Raw genomic sequence first — 2,433 nt, 5'->3', positions numbered from 1 at the left:
CGGGCTCCCGTCCGGGGTGCCCGGGCCGGAACCGCCGTGCCCGCCGGAAACGGTCAGGGGCGGCCAAAACCGGCCTCCGTCAGCACCCGCTCCCCCTCGGGACCGAGCAGGAGGTCCCGGAACGCGCGCGCCGCCTCCGGCTCGGCGGCGTCGGCGGTGACCGCCACGGGATAGCGGTTGGGTCGCGCCCGCGCCTCGGGCAGCGGCACCCGGTCCACCTCCTCGGACGAGGCCACATCGGTTTCGTAGACGACCCCCGCGTCGGCGGAGCCGACCTCCACCTTCGTGAGCACCGCCCGCACGTCGCCCTCCTCGCTCGCGGGCCGCGGCGTGAGGCCGGTGACACGCTCCAGCCGCTCCGTGGCCGCGCCGCACGGCACGGTGGGCGCGCACACCACCACGGTCAGGCCGGGCCGGGTGAGGTCGGCGAATCCCGTGATCCCGCGCGGGTTGCCGGGTGCCACCGCGAGCGCGAGCGTGTTGGTGGCGAAGACCTCGGGCGGGCCCGCGAGCAGGCCCTCGTCGGTGAGTTCGCGCAGGGTGCGCTGGTCGGCGGAGGCGATGAGGTCGGCGGGGGCACCCTCGGCGACCTGCCGCGCGAGCGTGGCCGAACCCGCCGTGTTGAGCCGGACGTCCACCTCGGGGTGAGCGTCCTCGAAACGCCGTTCGAGCACGGCGAACACGTCGGTCAGCGACGCGGCGGCGAACACCGTCACGGTCTTCTCCCGACCCGTGCCCGTGCCGCACGCCGTGACCAGCGCGGCGACCAGCACGAGCGCCAGCGCGAGCGGCCCGGCCACCCGGGGACTCACGAACGGCCGCCCGGGGTTTCCACGACGACCTGCGTCGCCTTGACCACGGCCACGGCGAGCACCCCCGGTTCGAGGCCCAGTTCCCGGACCGCCTCCGTGCTCATCAGCGACACGATCCGGTTGGGCCCGCACTGCAACTCCACCTTCGCCATGACGGTGTCGGCGACGACGTCGGTGACCAGGCCGACGAAACGGTTGCGCGCCGAACGCGCCACTCCCGTGGGGTCCGCGGGGGTGCCCGCGTCCCGGCGGGCGAAGGCCGCCAGCTCGGCTCCGTCGACGACCATGCGGCCGGCGGAGTCCTCGGTGCAGGGCAACTGCTCCGCCCGCACCCACCGGCGCACCGTGTCGTCGCTGACATCGAGCAGGCGCGCCGCCTCGGAAAGCCGGAACTGCGGCATGAGAATGAGAATATCTCCGCACATGCGGAACGCGCCAGAGCCGCGGACGTCCGTGGCGCGATGGAACTCACAGTCCGCCCCGTTCGCGCACTAGGCTGGGAGGGGTGACGGGAGTAGATCTCGGCATCCCCAGGGTGCCCGGTACGCGCACGGCGCCGGACCAGCCGCGCCCGGACGATCCCGCGCTGATCGACAGCTTCGGGCGGGTGGCCACCGACCTGCGCGTGTCGCTGACCGACAAGTGCAATCTCCGGTGTACGTACTGCATGCCCGCCGAGGGTCTCGACTGGATGCCCGGCGAGGATGTCCTCACCGACGACGAGCTGATCCGGCTGATGGACATCGCCGTCCGGCTGCTCGGCGTGACCGACATCCGGCTCACCGGCGGCGAGCCGCTGCTGCGCCCACGTCTTGAGGACCTCGTGGCCCGGATCACGTCCCTGCGACCACGGCCACGGCTGTCCATGACCACCAACGGCATCGGACTGGCGCGGCGCGCCCCGGCGTTCGCCGAGGCCGGGCTCGACCGGATCAACGTGTCCCTCGATTCGGTGAATCCCGAGACGTTCGCGCGAATCACCCGGCGCGACCGGCTGAGCCACGTGCTCGCCGCGCTGGCCGCCGCACACGAGGCGGGCCTCACCCCCGTCAAGATCAACGCTGTGCTGCTGCGGGGCATCAACGACCACGAGGCCACCGACCTGCTGCGGTTCGCCCTGGAGAACGACTACCACCTGCGGTTCATCGAGCAGATGCCCCTGGACGCCCAGCACGGCTGGAACCGCGCCGAGATGATCACCGCGGACGAGATACTCGACCTGCTCGGAGCCGAGTTCACGCTCACCCCGAGCCCCGTCGAGCGGGGCGGCGCTCCCGCCGAACGCTGGCTCGTCGACGGCGGACCGCACGAGGTGGGCGTCATCCCGTCGGTCACGCGGCCGTTCTGCGCCGCGTGCGAGCGCACACGCCTCACCGCCGACGGCGCGATCCGGTCGTGCCTGTTCAGCACGACCGAGACCGATGTGCGCGGGCTTCTGCGCCGGGGCGCCGACGACGAGGAGATCGCCGACACGTGGCGGGACGCGATGTGGGGCAAGCTCGCCGGGCACGAGATCAACGAGGCGGGCTTCGCGCAGCCGATCCGGCCGATGAGCGCGATCGGCGGTTGAGCCCGGTGCCCGCACCCGAGCCGACCGCGCCGCGGCCGGTCCCGCCCGGAC

3 protein-coding genes are annotated in these 2,433 nt (G+C 73.2%); 1 reads left to right on the top strand and 2 read right to left on the bottom strand.

Features of this window, described 5'->3' with window-relative positions; genetic code table 11:
• Nucleotides 1-53 precede the first annotated feature (53 nt).
• Nucleotides 54-800 (bottom strand): molybdate ABC transporter substrate-binding protein, encoded by a 747-nt coding sequence (modA, locus tag SACSA_RS0114790; protein WP_019816672.1) that lies wholly within the window; start codon nucleotides 798-800, stop codon nucleotides 54-56.
• Nucleotides 801-808: 8 nt separating this feature from the next.
• Complete coding sequence (locus SACSA_RS0114785; RefSeq protein WP_019816671.1) at nucleotides 809-1,213, bottom strand: TOBE domain-containing protein; 405 nt, start codon at nucleotides 1,211-1,213, stop codon at nucleotides 809-811.
• Nucleotides 1,214-1,317: 104 nt separating this feature from the next.
• Between SACSA_RS0114785 and moaA the strand changes: the two genes are divergently transcribed.
• The gene (gene moaA / locus SACSA_RS0114780; RefSeq protein WP_028661896.1) at nucleotides 1,318-2,382 is read left to right on the top strand and encodes a GTP 3',8-cyclase MoaA; all 1,065 of its coding nucleotides are present in this window, start codon (nucleotides 1,318-1,320) and stop codon (nucleotides 2,380-2,382) included.
• Nucleotides 2,383-2,433: the final 51 nt, after the last annotated feature.

This window comes from Saccharomonospora saliphila YIM 90502, from assembly GCF_000383795.1.
GTDB lineage: Bacteria > Actinomycetota > Actinomycetes > Mycobacteriales > Pseudonocardiaceae > Saccharomonospora > Saccharomonospora saliphila.
This window is presented reverse-complemented; position numbering and strand designations above follow the sequence as displayed.

Bases quoted from the DNA above. Each gene is read 5' to 3' on its own strand.
- SACSA_RS0114785 (WP_019816671.1), bottom strand. From the start codon at position 1,213: ATGCCGCAGTTCCGGCTTTCCGAGGCGGCGCGCCTGCTCGATGTCAGC.